This is a genomic window from Baekduia sp. Peel2402, from assembly GCF_052567285.1.
In genome coordinates, this window is record NZ_CP199582.1 from 4,028,626 (window position 1) to 4,044,171 (window position 15,546).

19 protein-coding genes are annotated in these 15,546 nt (G+C 72.0%); 11 read left to right on the forward strand and 8 right to left on the reverse strand.

Going from position 1 to position 15,546, the window contains the following annotated elements; genetic code table 11:
• Positions 1-57: 57 nt before the first annotated feature.
• The 5 genes from ACT01A_RS19650 to ACT01A_RS19670 are packed head-to-tail and all read left to right on the forward strand — an operon-like array spanning position 58 to position 5,530.
• A complete protein-coding gene (locus ACT01A_RS19650; RefSeq protein ID WP_445148791.1) occupies positions 58-1,734 on the forward strand; it encodes an FAD-dependent oxidoreductase in 1,677 nt (558 codons plus the stop codon).
• A complete protein-coding gene (locus tag ACT01A_RS19655) occupies positions 1,731-3,188 on the forward strand; it encodes a sensor histidine kinase (RefSeq protein WP_445148792.1) in 1,458 nt (485 codons plus the stop codon). The genes ACT01A_RS19650 and ACT01A_RS19655 overlap by 4 nt, the downstream gene beginning before the upstream one ends.
• Positions 3,185-3,502: a UBP-type zinc finger domain-containing protein gene (locus ACT01A_RS19660; RefSeq protein WP_445148793.1), complete on the forward strand. Its 318-nt coding sequence runs from the start codon at positions 3,185-3,187 to the stop codon at positions 3,500-3,502. Before ACT01A_RS19655 ends, ACT01A_RS19660 begins: the two co-directional genes overlap by 4 nt.
• Positions 3,503-3,506: 4 nt before the next feature.
• Positions 3,507-5,051, forward strand: coding sequence for a Na+/H+ antiporter (locus tag ACT01A_RS19665; RefSeq protein WP_445148794.1), 1,545 nt, complete (start codon positions 3,507-3,509; stop codon positions 5,049-5,051).
• Positions 5,048-5,530, forward strand: a complete 483-nt coding sequence (locus ACT01A_RS19670; RefSeq protein WP_445148795.1) for a DsbA family protein — start codon at positions 5,048-5,050, stop codon at positions 5,528-5,530. The genes ACT01A_RS19665 and ACT01A_RS19670 overlap by 4 nt, the downstream gene beginning before the upstream one ends.
• Before the next feature lie 12 nt (positions 5,531-5,542).
• Here ACT01A_RS19670 and ACT01A_RS19675 read toward each other — a convergent pair whose 3' ends face one another.
• The 5 genes from ACT01A_RS19675 to ACT01A_RS19695 are packed head-to-tail and all read right to left on the reverse strand — an operon-like array spanning position 5,543 to position 8,842.
• The gene (locus tag ACT01A_RS19675) at positions 5,543-5,854 is read right to left on the reverse strand and encodes a DUF6510 family protein (RefSeq protein ID WP_445148796.1); all 312 of its coding nucleotides are present in this window, start codon (positions 5,852-5,854) and stop codon (positions 5,543-5,545) included.
• A 7-nt stretch (positions 5,855-5,861) separates the two neighbouring features.
• The gene (locus ACT01A_RS19680; protein WP_445148797.1) at positions 5,862-6,620 is read right to left on the reverse strand and encodes a ferredoxin reductase; all 759 of its coding nucleotides are present in this window, start codon (positions 6,618-6,620) and stop codon (positions 5,862-5,864) included.
• Positions 6,621-7,226: a sulfite oxidase-like oxidoreductase gene (locus tag ACT01A_RS19685; RefSeq protein ID WP_445148798.1), complete on the reverse strand. Its 606-nt coding sequence runs from the start codon at positions 7,224-7,226 to the stop codon at positions 6,621-6,623. It abuts the gene before it with no gap.
• Between the two features lie 9 nt (positions 7,227-7,235).
• Positions 7,236-8,069: a siderophore-interacting protein gene (locus tag ACT01A_RS19690; protein ID WP_445148799.1), complete on the reverse strand. Its 834-nt coding sequence runs from the start codon at positions 8,067-8,069 to the stop codon at positions 7,236-7,238.
• Positions 8,070-8,113: 44 nt separating this feature from the next.
• Positions 8,114-8,842: a TetR/AcrR family transcriptional regulator gene (locus ACT01A_RS19695; protein WP_445148800.1), complete on the reverse strand. Its 729-nt coding sequence runs from the start codon at positions 8,840-8,842 to the stop codon at positions 8,114-8,116.
• Positions 8,843-8,898: 56 nt separating this feature from the next.
• Between ACT01A_RS19695 and ACT01A_RS19700 the strand changes: the two genes are divergently transcribed.
• The 4 genes from ACT01A_RS19700 to ACT01A_RS19715 all read left to right on the forward strand — a co-directional run bounded on the left by ACT01A_RS19700 (position 8,899) and on the right by ACT01A_RS19715 (position 12,675).
• The gene (locus ACT01A_RS19700; protein WP_445148801.1) at positions 8,899-9,927 is read left to right on the forward strand and encodes an ATP-binding cassette domain-containing protein; all 1,029 of its coding nucleotides are present in this window, start codon (positions 8,899-8,901) and stop codon (positions 9,925-9,927) included.
• Complete coding sequence (locus ACT01A_RS19705) at positions 9,924-10,784, forward strand: ABC transporter permease (protein ID WP_445148802.1); 861 nt, start codon at positions 9,924-9,926, stop codon at positions 10,782-10,784. Before ACT01A_RS19700 ends, ACT01A_RS19705 begins: the two co-directional genes overlap by 4 nt.
• Before the next feature lie 221 nt (positions 10,785-11,005).
• The gene (locus ACT01A_RS19710; protein WP_445148803.1) at positions 11,006-12,415 is read left to right on the forward strand and encodes an FAD-dependent oxidoreductase; all 1,410 of its coding nucleotides are present in this window, start codon (positions 11,006-11,008) and stop codon (positions 12,413-12,415) included.
• A gap of 59 nt (positions 12,416-12,474) precedes the next feature.
• On the forward strand, positions 12,475-12,675 hold the full coding sequence (locus ACT01A_RS19715) for a hypothetical protein (RefSeq protein WP_445148804.1): 201 nt from the start codon (positions 12,475-12,477) through the stop codon (positions 12,673-12,675).
• A 1-nt stretch (position 12,676) separates the two neighbouring features.
• On the opposite strand, the gene ACT01A_RS19720 is transcribed toward ACT01A_RS19715, so the two are convergent.
• Positions 12,677-13,591, reverse strand: a complete 915-nt coding sequence (locus ACT01A_RS19720; RefSeq protein WP_445148805.1) for a TIGR03620 family F420-dependent LLM class oxidoreductase — start codon at positions 13,589-13,591, stop codon at positions 12,677-12,679.
• Positions 13,592-13,829: 238 nt separating this feature from the next.
• Between ACT01A_RS19720 and ACT01A_RS19725 the strand changes: the two genes are divergently transcribed.
• Positions 13,830-14,342, forward strand: coding sequence for a hypothetical protein (locus tag ACT01A_RS19725; RefSeq protein WP_445148806.1), 513 nt, complete (start codon positions 13,830-13,832; stop codon positions 14,340-14,342).
• Here the strand turns inward: ACT01A_RS19725 and ACT01A_RS19730 are convergent.
• Together ACT01A_RS19730 and ACT01A_RS19735 are read right to left on the reverse strand one after the other, a co-directional pair.
• Positions 14,339-14,695 (reverse strand): hypothetical protein, encoded by a 357-nt coding sequence (locus tag ACT01A_RS19730; RefSeq protein WP_445148807.1) that lies wholly within the window; start codon positions 14,693-14,695, stop codon positions 14,339-14,341. The two genes, ACT01A_RS19725 and ACT01A_RS19730, sit on opposite strands and share 4 nt — an antisense overlap.
• Positions 14,696-14,857: 162 nt before the next feature.
• Complete coding sequence (locus ACT01A_RS19735; protein WP_445148808.1) at positions 14,858-15,142, reverse strand: hypothetical protein; 285 nt, start codon at positions 15,140-15,142, stop codon at positions 14,858-14,860.
• Positions 15,143-15,230: 88 nt separating this feature from the next.
• Between ACT01A_RS19735 and ACT01A_RS19740 the strand changes: the two genes are divergently transcribed.
• Complete coding sequence (locus ACT01A_RS19740; RefSeq protein ID WP_445148809.1) at positions 15,231-15,533, forward strand: ArsR family transcriptional regulator; 303 nt, start codon at positions 15,231-15,233, stop codon at positions 15,531-15,533.
• Positions 15,534-15,546 lie beyond the last annotated feature (13 nt).

The window sequence follows — 15,546 nt, forward strand, 5'->3', positions numbered from 1 at the left end:
ATCCCTCCACGCCCGCCCGCTGGCGGGCGTGGACGGACATGAGAAGCTGCCTGCCAGATGTCTTCGGAAGCCCCGTCCCCTGAACGCACCCGTCGTCCCGCGATAGTCGCCGTCGACGACGAGCCCGCCGTCCTGGCCGCCGTCGCTCGTGACCTGCGCCGCGAGTTCGGCGAGCGCTACCGCGTCCTGCGCGCCGCCTCCGGGGAGGAGGCGCTGGAGGTCGTCAAGGAGCTCGTCACGCGCGGCGACCAGGTCGCGCTGCTGATCGCCGATCAGCGCATGCCCGGCCTCTCGGGCACCGAGTACCTCGTCGAAGCCCGCAAGCTCGCGCCCGACGCCAAGCGCGTCCTGCTGACCGCCTACGCCGACACCGACGCCGCGATCAAGGCCATCAACGAGGTCGCGCTCGACTACTACCTGCTCAAGCCCTGGGACCCGCCTGAGGAGGAGCTGTATCCGGTCGTCTCCGATCTCCTGGAGACCTGGGAGTCCGGCGCCGCGCTGGAGTCCGGCGGCGTGCGCGTCATCGGCCACCGCTTCTCCAAGCCCGCCCACGACCTGCGCGACTTCCTCGCCCGCAACCGCGTTCCCGGTCGCTGGCTGGACATCGAGCGCGACGGCGAGGCCCGTGAGCTGCTGAAGGTCGCCGGGGTCGACGACGCCGGCCTGCCGGTCGCGCTGCTGGAGGACGGCTCGGTCCTGGAGCGCCCGACCGTCCTGGAGCTGGCCGAGCGCCTCGGCGTCGCCGCCCAGCCCGCGACCGACCACTACGACCTGGTCATCGTCGGCGGCGGGCCCGCCGGGCTGGCCGCCGCGGTCTACGGCGCGAGCGAAGGCCTCTCCACCGTGATGGTCGAACGTGAGGCACCCGGCGGCCAGGCGGGCACGTCGTCGCGGATCGAGAACTACCTCGGCTTCCCGACCGGCTTGAGCGGCTCCGACCTCGCTCGTCGCGCCACCGACCAGGCCCGCCGCCTCGGCGCCGAGCTGCTCACGGTCCAGGACGCGGTCGCGCTGGAGGTCGAAGGCTCAGGCCGCCTCGTCCGCCTCTCCGGCGGCGGGGCGCTGTCGGCCAACACCGTGCTGATCGCCTCTGGCGTCTCCTACCGCAAGCTCGACACGCCCGGCTTCGACGAGCTGACCGGCGCCGGGATCTACTACGGCGCCGCGCTCAGCGAGGCCCGCTCCTGCGCCCAGCAGCGGGTGGTCATCATCGGCGCCGCGAACTCCGCCGGCCAGGCCGCGGTGCACTTCGCCAAGTTTGCGGCCCAGGTCACGATGCTCGTGCGTGGCGACTCGCTGGCCAAGTCGATGTCCAGCTACCTGATCGAGCAGATCGCGGAGCTGCCGAACATCGAGGTCCGGACCAACACCCAGGCCATCTCCGCCACCGAGGAGAACGGCCGCCTGAAGGAGCTGACGGTCCGCGGGCCGGACGGCACCGACCACCTCGAGCCCGTCGACGCCTGCTTCGTCTTCGTCGGCGCCGCGCCGCGCACGGCCTGGCTGGCCGACGTCGTCGCCCGCGACGACCACGGCTTCATCCTCGCGGGCGCCGACGCCCGCGCCGCTGGCTGGCCGCTCAAGCGCGACCCCTACATCTTGGAGACCTCGGTGCCCGGCGTCTTCGTCGCCGGCGACGTCCGCGCCCGGTCGATCAAGCGCGTCGCCAGCGCGGTGGGAGAGGGGTCGATGGCGGTGTCGCTGATCCACGAGTACTTGGCGGCGGCGTGAACCCCACGATCGCCGTCACCGGCGCCGACCTGGCGAGGATCGACCTCTTCGAAGGGCTCGACGAGGAGGCCCTGCAGCGCTGGGCCGACAAGACCTACGCCTTCACCGTGGGCGCCGACGTCCTGATCGCCGAGGCCGACACCTCGCCGCGTGGGCTGATCCTGCTGTTCGAGGGTCGCATGCGCATGTACAAGGCCGTCGACGAGCGCTACGAGCCGATCGGCCACCAGACCGCGCCGACCTGGATGCAGGCGATCTCCGCGCTGACCGAGTCGCCGATCGGCGTGCGGATCGTGTCCGAGACTGACTGCGTCGTCGGGCTCATCCCGCTGGACCAGTTCATCGACTTGGCGCTGACGCACCGCACGGTCCACCGCCGGATCATGCAGGCGATCGGCCCGGTCACCGCGCGCCTGTCGCAGATCGAGAACGACCGCGAGCGCCTCGCGTCGCTGGGCACGATGGCCGCCGGGCTGGCGCACGAGCTCAACAACCCGGCCGCGGCGGTCAAGCGCGCCGCCGCGCAGCTCGCGGACACGCTCGACGTCGTCATGCACGTCATCAAGGCGTTCGTCGAGGCGGGGATCGAGCGTGCTGACGCCGAGCGCCTGGTCGCGCTCCAGCAGCGCGCGGCGGAGGCGGCGGCCGACCGCCCGGCACTGTCGAGCGTCGACGCGGCCGACGCCGAGGACGAGATGCTCGACAAGCTTGAGGACCTCGGCGTCCACGAGGCTTGGCGCTTTGCCGAGACGCTGGCCGCCGCCGGCGTGGACGACGCATGGCTGCAAGAGGTCGCCGACCACGCCGGCAGCGCCACCACCAAGGCGCTGGCGTGGATCGCCGCGACGCTCACCGCGCGCGGCCTGGCCGAGGAGCTCCAGGAGTCCGCCTCGCGCATGTCCGATCTGGTCACCGCGATCAAGACCTACTCCTACATGGACCGCGGCGAGCTGGTCCACGTCGACCTGCGCGAGGGCATCGACGCCACGATCAAGGTGATGGGGCACAAGCTCAAGCACACCCAGATCGACGTTCACAAGGACTATGAGGACGACCTGCCGCGCCTCGGCGTCCGCGGGTCCGAGCTCAACCAGGTCTGGACCAACCTCATCGACAACGCGGTCGACGCGCTCGGCCAGACCGGGACGATCACGATCGGCGTCCACCGCGACGGCCCGTGCGTCCGGGTCGACATCGCCGACGACGGCCCGGGCATCCCGGAGGAGTCGCGCCGCCGCGTGCTGGAACCGTTCTACACCACCAAGGAGGTCGGGCACGGGACCGGCCTCGGCCTCGACACGGTCCGTCGTATCGTCGAGGAGCGCCACGACGGCAGCATCTCGTTCGACACCGGGCCCGACGGCACGACGTTCCACGTCTGGGTGCCGATCAACCCCACCACCAACGCCAACGCCACCGCCACCGCCACCGAGGATCAGGAGCCGACGCCATGAGCAGCAGCTGCACGCACCTGGACAGCATCGAGATCACCGAGCTGCCCGAGGAGGTCCCGGGCTGTGAGGACTGCCTGGCTGCCGGAGGCAAGTGGCTGCACCTGCGCATCTGCTTGACCTGCGGCCACGTCGGCTGCTGCGACGACTCGCCGTCCAAGCACGCGACCGCGCACGCCCGCTCGACCGAGCACCCCATCATCCGCTCGCTGGAGCCGGGCGAGGACTGGTGCTGGTGCTTCGTCGACGAGATCGGCTTCCGCATCCCGCAGGTCACCGGCTCGACGCGGATCCCGCCGTCGCCGATGCTCGCATAGCGCCTTGGAGCTGACCCAGGTCCTCATCGCGGTCCTGCTCGCCGTCGCCCTGCTGGCGTGGGGCGCGCGGGCGATCGGCGTGCCGTACCCGATCGTGCAGGTGCTCGGCGGCGCGGCGCTGGCGTTCATCCCGGGCGCGCCCGACGTCGTGCTCGATCCCGACATCGTGTTCTTGATCTTCGTGCCGCCGCTCGTGCACGCCGCGGCCTACAAGGCGGGGCACAAGCGGCTGATGGACCGCACCGAGGAGCTGGGGATCCTGGCGATCGGGCTGGTCGCGGTGACGGTCGTCGCCGCGGCGGCGGTCGCGCACGGGATGGTCGACGGGATGACCTGGCCGGCGGCGTTCGCGCTGGGTGCGGCGATCGCGCCGACCGACGCGATCGCGGCGACCGCCGTCTTCCGCCGCCTCGGCGCGCCCGAGCGCGTGCTGTCGGTCGTCGAGGGCGAGTCCTTGGTCAACGACGCAACCGGTCTGGTGACGCTGCGCCTGGCGATCGCGGCCGGCGTGGCGGGCACGTTCAGCGCCTGGCACGGCGTCGGCGAGTTCTTCTGGGTGTCGCTTGCGGGCGTGCTGGTCGGCGCGCTCGGCGGCCGGCTGGCCAGCTGGCTGCGTCAGCGGATCGACGACTCGCTGATCGAGATCACCGTGACGCTGCTGACGCCGTACGCGGTCTACGTCGGCGCCGAGGAGCTGCACGTGTCCGGCGTGCTGGCGGCGGTCGTGTCCGGGTTCTTCGTCGCCCAGCACGACTCGCGACTGGCGTCGGCCAGCGTGCGGCTCGAGGGCCGGACGTTCTGGGACATCTTGACGTTCTTGATGGAGTCGGCGCTGTTCGTGCTCGTCGGCTTCCAGGCGCGCGACACGTTCGAGGCGCTGACCGGCTCGGTGGGGCAGGTCGTCGGCGCGGCGTTCGCGGTCGTGGCGACGATCACCGCCGTGCGGATCTTGGTGTCCTTGGTCCTGTGGCGGCTGCCGGTCCGCGAGCGGCTGGTCGTCGGCTGGTCGGGCATGCGCGGGGCGATCTCGCTGGCGGCCGCGTTGTCGATCCCCTTGACGATCGACGGCGGCGGGGCGTTCCCGGTCCGCGACGAGATCCTGGCGATCACGATGATCGTGATCGCCGTGACGCTCGTGGGGCAGGGGCTGACGCTCGGGTTCCTCGCGCGGTGGCTGCTGCCGGCGGACGCGACCGTGCCGAGCGAGCGCGCTTCGGCGATGGCGCGCTTTGAGACCGTGACGGCGGTGCTCGACCGGATCGCCGACGTCCCGCCCGACAGCGAGATCTCCCCCGCGATCATCGAGCGGGCGCGCGAGCTGTACTCCACGCGCGCGCAGCAGCTCGCGGGCGCGTGCCGGTTGGGCGTGGCCGACGAGCAGTCCGACGTGGCGGCCTGGCTGCGCTTCCGCGTGCACCTGCTGGCGGTGGAGCGCAGCGCGCTGGCTGACGCGCGCAACGACGGGTCGATCGACAACAGCGTCAAGCTCGCCGTCGATCGCGAACTGGACCTCGAGGAGGAGCGCCTCCGGGCGCGGCTGGCGGCATGACGAACTGGGTGCGGGGCACGGGCGATCGCGAGCTGTTGGAGTACTTGGACTTCCAGTGTCCGTACTGCCGCACCGCGCACGGCGCGATCAAGTCGGTGGTGTTGGGCGACCTGGAGGGCAAGGTGCGCCACCGCGTGCGCCACTTCCCCTTGCGCGACAAGCACCCTCGTGCCGACGCCACCGCCCGCGCCGCTGAGGCTGCCGGGCGCCAGGACAGGTTCTGGGAGATGCACGACCTGCTGTTCGAGCGCTTCGAGGCCGTCACCGACGAGGACCTCGCCGCCTACGCGCTTGAGCTCGGCCTCGACCCGGCCCGCTTCGCCGCCGACATCGCCGACCCGACCTTGCTCGCCGCCATCGACGAGGACATCGCCACCGGCCTCGCCGCCGACGTTACCGGCACGCCCGGCCTCTTCCTCGACGGCGAGCGCTACACCGGCTTCTACGACCGCGAGACCCTGCTCGACCTGCTCTGGTGAGCGCTGCGGGCGTCAGCCCGCGAGGCCGGCCGCCGCGCTGACATCGCCGCCACCGCTGCCGATCGTCCAACGCCCCGCGAAGCGCACCTCGCGCACGTCGCGGGCCTCGTCCTCTACGACCGTCAGCGCGACGTCGCCGCAGCCCGGGCAGCGCAGGACCCAGCCGGCGCCGCGGTAGAGGCGGTGCTCGCCGAGCGGGTGGTGCTGGCTGCAGGAGCCACAGCCGCGGGCGGCGGCGGTCATCTCCGCACCGCCGAAGATGGAGGCGAGAACGCCGGCGAGGGCGTTGCCGTCGAGGACCAAGTTGTCGGGGTCGATCGTCATCGGGACATCACCCTCCTGTAGGGCCGAAGCGCTCGGTGTGGATCACGTCCGCGGCGTGGCCGAGGCCGACGAGCGCGTCGGCGACGGACTCGACGAACGGCGTCGGGCCGCAGACGAAGATCATGGGGTTGGTGGAGGGAGGCGGGCCGACCGACTTCAACATCTCGGCGTCGACGCGACGCGCCCAGCCGGTCCAGTCCGGCGGCGTGCCGCGCGTCAAGGTGTAGGTGATGCTCGGCGGCGCGCTGGCGGCACTTGCCAGCCGCCCCAGCTCGTCGCGGTAGAGCACCGCGTCCCACTCGCGCGCGCTGAGCAGCAGCCGCGCGTCGGTGGCGCCGCCCGCCGGGTCGGCCGCCCGATGGCGCAGCATCGCCATCAGCGGCACGAGCCCGCTGCCGCCGCCGATCAGCAGCAGCGGCCCGCCGTCGGCCACGCGCCAGGTGAAGTGCCCGCCGATCGGGCCGCGGACCTCGAAGCGGTCGCCCACGATCACCTCGCCCGCTAAGTAGGGCGAGACCTCGCCGTCGTCGATGCGCTCGATCGTCAGCGCCACGCGCTCGTCCTCAGGCGCGGAGGCGATCGAGTAGGAGCGCTCGGCCTGGTAGCCGTCCTCGGCGGTCAGGCGCACGTCGAGGTGCTGGCCGGCGGCGTGGCCGGGCCAGTCCGGGACGTCGAGGATCAGCGTCCGCGCGTGCGGCGTCTCGTCGCGCACCTCCGCGACGGTCGCCTCGCGCCACGTGATCCGCGCGGCGGGCAGGGCCGCCACTCAGTCGCTCCAGTAGCGCTGCTCGCGCCACGGGTCGCCGTAGTTGTGGTACCCGGCGGTCTCCCAGAAGCCGGGCTCGTCGTCGATCGTGAGCGTCAGCCCGCGCACCCACTTCGCGCTCTTCCAGAAGTACAGGTGCGGCACCAGCAGCCGGACCGGGCCGCCGTGCGCGGGCTCCAGCGGCTCGCCGTCGTAGGTGTGGACGACCCACGCCTTGCCGTCCTGCAGATCCTCCAGCGGCAAGTTGGTGGTGTAGCCGCCGTCGGCCCAGACGCTGACGTGCTCGGCCTCCGTGGCAACGCCTTCAAGAAGGCTGTCGACCGACACGCCCGTCCACGTCGTCCCGAGCTTGGACCACTTCGTGACGCAGTGGATGTCCACCGTGAACGTCTCCTGCGGCAACGCGTTCAGCTCGTCCCACGTCCACGTCGCGCTCGCGTCGACCGCGCCGTCGATCGCGAACGTCCAGGCCGCGGTGTCGATCCGCGGCGTGGGGCCCGCCGACAGGACCGGGAAGTCCTCGGTGACGTATTGGCCGGGCGGGACGCGCGAGGGGTCCACCTCCGGCCGCCTGCGGCCGTGGAACCCGCGGGAGAAGGACGACATGACGCGATGCTACGCGCCGAGGTCCTCCTCGACCAGCCGATTCCACTCGGCCTTGTCCTCGCGCCAGCCCTCCTCGGTGCGGGTGCGCTTCCAGTAGCCGGAAATCGACGTCGTCTCCTTGGGCACGTCGCGGTCGGCGAGCAGGTGGCGGCGGATCGCGCGGACGTCGCTGGCCTCGCCGTGGACGAAGGCGTGGACCGTGCCGGGCAGGAACTCCAGTGCCTCGAGCGCGGCGACCAGCTCGCCCGGCGCGACCCACGTCACGCGCAGGTCGCCCGGCGAGGTCAGCTCGACACGATCCTCCTCGGCGGCCTCGATCAGCACGACGGCCGGCACGCCCGCGCCGATCCGCGGCAGCGACGCCGAGATCGCGGGGACGACCGAGAGGTCGCCGACCAGCAGGTGCCAGTCCGCGGCGGGATCGGGCGCGTACGCGCCGCCCGGGCCGTTGAGCTGGAGCGTGTCGCCCGGCTGAGCGGCCAGCGCCCATGGGCCGGCGACGCCCTCGTCGCCGTGTACGACGAAGTCGATCGTCAGCTCGCCGCGCTCGGGGTCCCACGCGCGCACGGTGTAGGTGCGCGTGCGCGGCCAGTGCTCGCGCGGGTGGGTCGCCTTGACCTCTTCGGCGTCAAACGGCGCCGTGTAGGTGGCACCGCGCGGCGGGATCTGGAGCTTGACGTAGTGGTCGGTGTACTCGCCCGCGCCGAAGCCGGCGAGGTCGTCGCCGCCCAGGACGACACGGACGAGGTGCGGGGAGACGCGGGCGGTCGAGACGACGTGCGCCAGCAGCGGCGAGCGGCTGCGGCGCGGGGGAGCGGGGGAGGCGGGTGTGGGGTCGGCCATGTCCTGTCCGGTATAGCGCCCGGACACCCGCACCCCGCCGGCCTTCAGGCGGACTTCCTCGCCGGCGCGCCCGCCGCGCGCGGCACGTCCACATCAGCGAACGCCACCGCCAGGCGCTCGAAGGACTCGTCGACCACCGCGCGCACCCGCTTCTCGACCGTCCGCGCGCTGAGGCGCGCCATCATCGCCGCCGACAGCGTCCGCGCGCGCAACGTCATCGCCGCGATGATCATCGTCGCCAGCGCCGCCGCGCGCGGGTCGCCCGCCGGCAGCCCGAGCTGGTGGCCCAGGAGCTGGGTCAGCCGGACGGTCCACAGCTCCCCGATCACCAGCCGCCGGGTGCGCAGCGCGGGCGACCGCTCCTCGGTCTCCAGGTAGCGGCGGAAGCCCTCGTAGTGCTGTGGGTCGCGCAGCGTGCGCCAGCCGGACGGGTCGAACGGCACGCGCCGGTCGGCCAGCACGCGGTGCAGCGCGCCCACGACGGTCTCGCCCGCCGGCCGCTCGACGACCGCGTCGGCCAGCGCGCCGATGACGTCGTCGGCGCGGTCGAAGAAGAGGTCCTCCTTCGACGGGAAGTAGTTGAACACCGTCTTGACCGAGACCTCGGCCGCCGCCGCGATCTGCGCGAGCGTGACCGCCTCGAACCCGTCGCGCATGAACAGCCCGGTCGCGACGTCGGAGATCCGTGACCGCGTCCGCTCCTTCTTCCACGCGCGCAAGCCAGCCGGCGGAACTCCGCCAGCCTCGCTGCGCTTCGTCGAAGAAGCTTCCACGGGGTCAAACTTACACCCATTGAAATTTTCCGTCCAGCGTGGCACTCTGCTGCGCTGTGACCCCTCCCCCTGCCATCGAAGCCCACGGGCTCGTGAAGCGCTACGGCGACAAGCGCGCGCTGGACGGCGTCGATCTCGACGTCGCGCGCGGCGCGGTCTGCGCGCTGCTCGGCCCCAACGGCGCGGGCAAGACGACCGCCGTCCGCGTGCTCACGACCCTCACCCTCCCCGACGAGGGCACCGCTCGCGTCGCCGGCCACGACGTCGTCGAGAACCCCGTCGCCGCCCGCCGCGTCCTCGGCCTCGCCGCCCAGGACGCCACCGTGGACGGTCTGCTGACCGGCCACGAGAACCTGACCATGATCGGCGAGCTGCACCACCTCGGACGCAAGCCCGCGCAGGCACGCGCGACCGAGCTGCTGGAGCAGTTCTCGCTCAGCGACGCCTCCGACAAGCTCGCCAAGGAGTACTCCGGCGGCATGCGCCGGCGGCTGGACCTGGCGGCGACGCTCGTCGCCGAGCCCGAGGTGCTGTTCCTCGACGAGCCGACGACCGGCCTGGACCCCCGCGCGCGCAACGAGCTGTGGGACGTCCTGGATCAGTTGGTCGCGGGCGGCGCGACGCTGCTGCTGACGACGCAGTACCTCGAAGAGGCCGACCGTCTCGCAGACGACATCGTGGTCGTCGACCACGGGCGCGTCATCGCCCGCGGCGACGCGCGCTCGCTCAAGCGCCAGGTCGGCGGCGACCAGCTGCGGGTGGTCGTCGCCTCCCGCGACGACGTCGACGAGGTCGCACGGATCGTCGAGCGCGTCTCCGGCGCCGCGTCGGTCGTCGATCACGGCGCGCGGTCGGTCATCGCGCCAGCGATCGACGCCGGCTCGGCCCCGACCGACGGCGCCGGGCACGGCGTCGCGGCGCTCGGCGCGCTGGCCGAGGCGCTGAGCGAGGCGGGCGTCGCGGTCGAGGACCTCGGCCTCGCGCAGCCGACGCTGGACGACGTGTTCTTGACCCTGACCGGCAAGCCCGCGGAGGACGCGGACGCCGACGAGAAGGCCCCGATCGCCGAGGAGGTCGCCCGATGAGCGCCCAGGCCACCGCCGCTCCCACGCCCGCGCCGAAGGCGCAGCAGCGCGACAGCGCGCGCGGGACGTTCATCTCCGACACCTGGGTCATCGCCCGCCGCGGGCTGATCCACATGCGCCGTCAGCCGGAGGCGCTGTCGGACGCGACGATCCAGCCGGTGATGTTCGTGCTGCTGTTCGCGTTCGTCTTCGGCGGGGCGATCAGCGTGCCCGGCGGCGGGAGCTACAAGGAGTTCCTGATGGGCGGGATCTTCGCCCAGACGATCGTCTTCGGCTGCTTCGGCGTCGCGCTGGCGCTGTCCAACGACCGCAACAACGGCGCGATCGACCGCTTCCACTCGCTGCCGATCCCGCGCTCGGCGGTGCTCGCCGGCCATGCCGTGGCGAACCTCATCCGCTCGTTCCTGCCGATCGGCTTCATGACGGTCGCGGGGTTCGTGGTCGGGTGGCGGATCCACTCGGGCCCGCTGGACATCCTCGCCGCCTACGGGCTGATGGTGGTCTTCTCGTTCGCGATGATCTGGATCGGCGTGCTGCTCGGCTCGCTGGTCCCGACGCCGGAGGGCGTACAGGGCGTCGCGTTCGTGGTGATCTTCCCGGTGACGTTCATCGCCTCGACGTTCGTGCCGACGTCCACGCTGCCGTCGGTGCTGAAGACGGTCGCCGAGTGGAACCCGACGTCGTCGCTGGCCAACGCGTTGCGCCACCTGTTCGAGAACCCAGGCGGCATCCCGCCGACCACAGGCCCCTGGCCGTTGCAGCACCCGGTCGCCTACACGCTGATCTGGGCGATCGGGATCGTCGTGGTCTGCGCGCCGCTGGCGGTCATGCAGTACCAGCGCTCGATCAAGTCATAGGCCTAGGCCGCTCACACCTCGGGTCCCCGGCCCAAGGGCGGATTCCCCCGCGGGGACTCCGGTGCTCCGTACGTCCTCATGGCGTGGCGTGCGGGCACCGGAGGCCTCGTGCCGCAGGCTCGGCGCCTGCCGAATCGACAGCAGGCGCACAGCGTCTTCCCATATCCGATCGCTAGAGTCGGGGATCCGGCAAATCCCCTATTCCGGATCACCGATCGCCTATGACCGATATCGCCCCTGACTCCGCTGCCACTGCACCGCGCGCCGTGATCGTCGGCGCCGGCCCGTCCGGCTTCTACTGCGCCGACCAGCTGCTGGGTGCGGGCTTCGAGGTTGACGTGCTCGACGCGCTGCCGACGCCGTTCGGCCTGGTGCGCGCGGGCGTCGCGCCGGATCACCCGAAGATCAAGTCGGTCACGCGCGTCTACGAGAAGACGGCAAGGAAGGACGGCTTCCGGTTCTTCGGCGGGGTCTCGCTCGGCGAGCACGTCACGCGCGCCGAGCTGCTGGAGCGCTACGACGTGGTCGTCTACGCGCTGGGCACCAGCGACGACAACCGCCTCGGCATCCCCGGCGAGGACCGTCCCGGCGTCCACGGCGCCACGCAGTTCGTCTCCTGGTACAACGGCCATCCGGACGCGTCCGACCACGCCTACAACTTGGACGTCGAGCGCGCGGTCGTGATCGGCAACGGCAACGTGGCGATCGACGTCGCGCGCATGTTGGTGCTGGACGCCTCCGAGCTGGCGCCGACCGACACCGCCGACCACGCGATCGAGGCCTTCACCAACTCCAAGGTCCAGGAGGTCGTCCTGCTCGGCCGCCGCGGCCCGGCACAGGCGGCGTTCACCAACCCGGAGCTGCGCGAGCTGGCCGACCTGGAGCGCGCGGGCGTCGAGGTCGACATCACCGACCTGGAGCTCGACGAGGCCTCGGCGACGTGGCTGGAGACCGAGGCCGACGCGACCGCCAAGCGCAACGTCGAGCTGCTGCGCGATTACGCCGCCGCCTCGCCGAAGAACGCGTCGCACAAGATCGTGTTGAAGTTCCTGCGCTCGCCCGTGGAGATCCTCGGGGAGGGCGAGGACGGCGACGTCACCGCCATAAAGGTGGTGCGCAACGAGATCCGCCGCGGTGACGACGGCCGCCTCAGCGCGGTCGCCACCGGTGACGAGGAGATCATCGAGTGCGGGCTGGTCCTGCGCTCGATCGGCTACCGCGGCAAGCCCGTCGACGACGTGCCCTTCGATGAGCGCCGCGGCCTGATCCGCAACGTCGGCGGCCGCGTCAGCGCCGAGTCGGGCGACGCGCACACCGGCGAGTACGTCGTCGGCTGGATCAAGCGCGGGCCCTCGGGCGTCATCGGCACCAACAAGAAGGACTCGGCCGACACGGTCGCCAAGATCGTCGAGGACCGCGACGCCAACGCGCTGAACACCCCCTCGATCACCGACCCCGACGCGATCGCCGCGTTCTACGCCCAGCGCGCGCCCGAGTCGGTCACGTGGGCCGGCTGGGAGGCGATCGACGCGCACGAGAAGGCCTCCGGCGAGCCGCACGGCCGCCCGCGCGTCAAGCTCGTCCGCGTCGCGGACCTCGTCGAGCGCTCGCGCGCCACGACCGCGAGCTGACCGCACGCTGAGCAGCGGATGGTGGCGTCCCCCGAGTAGGGGAGCGCTACCGTCCGCGCATGATCATCGCCTCCGGCACCACGCAGATCCTGTTGGCCACGGGCGCCGGGGCCTTCGCGATCGTGGTCGGCGGCATCGGCGTGTTCTTCACGCTGGACGCGGAGGACCGCTCGAAGCTGGGCGTCCTGCTGCGCCATCCGGTCCGCACGATCTTCACCGAGGACGAGCCGGACCGCGACGACGACGAGCTCTCGCGTTAGGTCAGTCCAGCAGCGCCGGGGCCAGCGCCTCGAGCTCGGCGACCGCGCCGGCGACGCTCGTCCCCACGACCTGTAGGCAGATGTGGTCGGCGCCCGCGTCGAGGTGGTCGCGCACGCGGGCGGCGACGGCCTCAACGGAGCCCCAGCCGACGATCGCGTCGACCAGCGCGTCGCTGCCGCCGCCGGCCAGGTCGTCGTCGCCCCAGCCGAGGTCGCGGAGGTTGTTGGTGTAGTTGGGCAGCGCCAGGTAGAGCTCCATGAACGAGCGGGCGCGGGCGCGCGCGGTGGCCGCGTCGCTCTCGACCACGACCGAGACCTCCGGCGCCAGCAGCGGGCCGGCGCCCAGCGTCTCGCGCGCGATGCGCGTGTGCTCGACCGGCGTGAAGTACGGGTGCGCGCCCGTGGTCGCCGAGCCCGACAGCTTGAGCATCTTCGGGCGCAGCGCGGCGAGCACCAGCGGCACCGGCGTCTCGACGTCCGGGCCACCCCAGTCGGCGGCGTCCAAAGCCTCCAGGTAGTTGCGCATCGCGGTCAGCGGCTTGTCGTAGACCTGGCCGCGCAGTCGCACCGCAGGTGCGTGCGACACGCCGAGGCCGAGCGTGAAGCGCCCGGGATGGATCTCGCCCAGCGACAGGGCCGCGTTGCGTGCCGCCACGGCGTCCCGGGCCCAGATCGACGCGATGCCGGTGGCGACCGGAAGGCGCTCGGTGGCGCCCAGCAGTGCCGCGGCGAACGAGAGCGGCTCGCGGCCCATCGGCGTCTCGCTCAGCCACAGCGCGCCGTAGCCGAGCGCCTCGATCTGGCGAGCGGCGTCGAGCGCGTCCTCCCATGGCGCCCAGCCCAGGCCGCCGAACCACACGCCGACCCGCCCGAGCTGCGCTCGCGCGGTGTCCGGATCTGCCCAAGTCGTCGCCATATCCACTCGCCTCCAGAGTTCGATCGTCGTCGAACCTAGCAGGTCGAGACCAACGATCGGCGCTGCTAGGGTCAGCGTTTGATGACTTTCGGCCACGTCGACCCCGCCGCCTAGATGGGCCTTGCGACCATCGTCGCCCTCGGCACGTGGGTCGTCGCCGCCCTCGACCGACTGGTCGGGAGCAAGCGGCGCCGCGATGATCACTGAGCAAATCTAACTGTGAAGTAGCGTTTGCTCGGTGGCAAATGCGGAGCTACTTTGCTCGCATATGGCGACCAAGAAGGAGAAGGCCGAACGCCGAGCCTCGCTGCGCCCCCATCCGGCGCGCGATCAGATCCTCGATGTGATGCGCAGCTACGGCAAGCCGATCAGCCCGACGCAGTTGGCGAGGATCACGGGAGGGACCCTCGGGTCGACCGCCTACCACGTGCGCACGCTGGTCTCGGCGGGCGTCGTGGAACTGGCCGACGAGGGTCGGGTCCGTGGCGCCGTCGAGCACTTCTACGCGCTCGTGCCTGGCGACGATGATGACTTGCAGCTGGCGGATCCGATCACGCAGCTGCTGCGGTTGTGCGGGGCGTTGACGGTGCCCGCCGAGGACGGCGGCTATCCGCGTCCGAGCGTGGTCGACGACATCGCCCGCGAGCGGTTGACGTCCGTCATCGAGCGTCTCGGCCCTGAGGTGCGGCAGATCGTGGCCGAAGCGGTCGCTCGCGCGGAGGCCGAAGACGAGGCCGGCGAAGGCAGCTAGCCGGGCGCCGGTCCTGAACCCGGCCCGGACGACGACGGCCCCGCGGCGTCTCGGCGCACGAGCGCGGCCACGGTCCGCTCGAGCGCCTCGATGCGCTCGGCCATCGTCGGGTCGTCGTCGTCCCGCTCGACCGCGCGGCCGATCTCGGCGACCGTGAACCACGCGTAGGGCAGGTCGCAGGCGGCCGCGATCACCCGCAGGTGCGTCTCCTCGGCGCGCCCGCGGACCGTGCCGAGGTCCTTCAGCGTCGACCGGCTCAAGGGCGTGCGCGCGGCCAGCTCCTCCCAGGAGCCGATGTCGGCTAATGCCATCGCGGCGCGGATGCGCCGCCGGATCTCGTCCTGCTCGAGCACGTGGGACGCTTGACCGTACGGGGACAGAATCGGTCAGGAGTTGACAGCTTTCGAGGGTGCGGGTACGTTTCAGCCATTCCTGTCGGCAGACAACAGAAATGGTCGAATATCTGTGTGGTCGAGGACGGCACCTGTTCGCCGTTAGGCGATGCCGATCCGCGGTCAGGCGCCGTCGGTCGGCGACGGGGCGGCCGTGGCGGCGAGCAGGTCCGAAAGGCCGGCCCAACCGGTCACGCGGGTGCGCCAGAGCGGCTGGGCGCCGCCGTCCGGGACCGGCTCGATCAGGTACGCGTTCGCCAGCAGGCGCAGGTGCTCCGCGGCCTCGTCGGCGTCCAGCTCGCACCGCGCCGCGACGTCGCGGGTGGTGGCGGGCTCCTGCTCGAGCAGCACAAGCGCCCGCAGCCGGGCGGAGTGGCCGATCGCGGCGAGGAAGTCGGGGTCGAGCATGGGCGGAGGGGGCCGACCTTACGGGGTCGGAAGGGCGACCGCCGGGCGATGTCGTGTGGAGGAGGTCTTCGAGTGGTCCCAGACGGGAATGGCTGAGCCGGTCTCGGCTGCCGTGTTCGCGGCGATCTCCGATCCGCTTCGGCTCGCGCTGCTCGTCGCGCTCGAGCGCCGGCCTTCGACACCCGCCGAGCTGGCGACCCTGACGTCGGCGCGCGAGCCCGTCGTCGAACGCGCGCTCTCGGTTCTCCACGACGCGGGCCTGGTGAAGACTGCCAGCGGCGGGGACCGCCGCTTCCGGACGACCGGCCGCGGGTGGAGCGACGTCGCCGGCGCGCTGATCCTGCTGGACCGCGCGAGCCGCCCGGCGCAGGACGAGTCGGAGGACGCGTGAGCAAGAACCTCCA